General features: G+C 57.9%; 1 protein-coding gene. It reads left to right on the top strand.

Translation table 11 applies throughout. From position 1 onward, the window contains the following. Window positions 1-86 precede the first annotated feature (86 nt). Window positions 87-1,070, top strand: a complete 984-nt coding sequence (locus tag CQW31_RS30725; RefSeq protein ID WP_081264849.1) for an IS5 family transposase — start codon at window positions 87-89, stop codon at window positions 1,068-1,070. Window positions 1,071-1,189: the final 119 nt, after the last annotated feature.

Genomic DNA, 1,189 nt, shown 5'->3' with positions numbered 1-1,189 from the left:
GGAAACTCCGAACAAGTCAGCACAGGCCATCTGACCTGTGCTGAAATAGCCCTCTGTCCAACAGCCCTCTACAAGCCCTCCTTCCCATGAGTCAGATGAGCTTTTCCGATTTCGAGTACGCCGGTAAGCGCAAGCAAACCCGTCGCGAGCGTTTCCTGGCCGAGATGGAGCAGGTGGTGCCGTGGAGCGGTTTGGTGGCATTGATCGAGCCGCATTACCCAAAGGCCGGCGGTGGTCGCAAGCCGTACCCACTGGAAACCATGCTGCGTGTTCACCTGCTGCAAAACTGGTTTTCGCTGAGCGATCCGGCCATGGAAGAAGCACTGTACGAAATCACGTCGATGCGCCAGTTTGCTCGCCTGACGCTCAGCGCTCCGATCCCCGAAGACACGACGATCATGAATTTCCGGCACCTGCTGGAGAAGCATCAGCTGGCGGCGGGCATTCTGGAAACCATCAACAATTACCTGCGAGACAAGGGCCTGTCGTTGCGCCAGGGCACCATTGTCGACGCCACCATCATCCACGCGCCCAGTTCGACCAAGAACAAGGAAGGCAAGCGCGATCCTGAAATGCATCAAACGAAGAAGGGCAACCAGTACTATTTCGGCATGAAGGCGCACATCGGCGCGGATGCTGAATCGGGTCTGGTGCATCACGTTCATGGCACCGCCGCGAACGTGGCCGACGTAATGGAAGTTGCACAACTGCTGCATGGCGCAGAGAACGTCGTGTGTGCCGACGCGGGCTACACCGGCGTAGAGAAGCGGCCTGAGCACGACGGGCGGCCAGTGATCTGGCAGATAGCTGCGCGACGCAGCACCTACAAGCACTTGAGCAAACGCAGCGTGCTCTACAAAGCCAAGCGCAAGATCGAAAAGGCCAAGGCGCAAGTGCGTGCAAAGGTGGAGCACCCGTTCCGGGTGATCAAACGCCAGTTCGGCTATGTAAAGACGCGTTTTCGCGGCTTGGCCAAGAACACAGCGCAACTGACCACGCTGTTTGCGCTGTCGAATCTGTGGATGGTGCGCCGGCAATTATTGCCTGCTGCGGGAGAGGTGCGCCCGTGAGGGCAGAAAACCAAGGCTGTGCCTTGGTTATCCAATAATCAGCGGGTGAAAATCGGGCTTTTCGGCATGCCCAAGCCGTCCATTTCCGGCTGATGGGCAACTTGTTCGGAGTTTCCTTA

The sequence above is a fragment of the Pseudomonas sp. 382 genome, assembly GCF_002759075.1.
Lineage (GTDB): Bacteria > Pseudomonadota > Gammaproteobacteria > Pseudomonadales > Pseudomonadaceae > Aquipseudomonas > Aquipseudomonas vlassakiae.
The sequence above is the reverse complement of the archived record's forward strand: the minus strand, read 5'-3'. Positions and strand labels throughout refer to the sequence as shown.

What these genes read in the sequence shown, in the direction of transcription:
- CQW31_RS30725 (WP_081264849.1), top strand. Translation starts at nt 87, where the DNA reads ATGAGTCAGATGAGCTTTTCCGATTTCGAGTACGCCGGTAAGCGCAAG.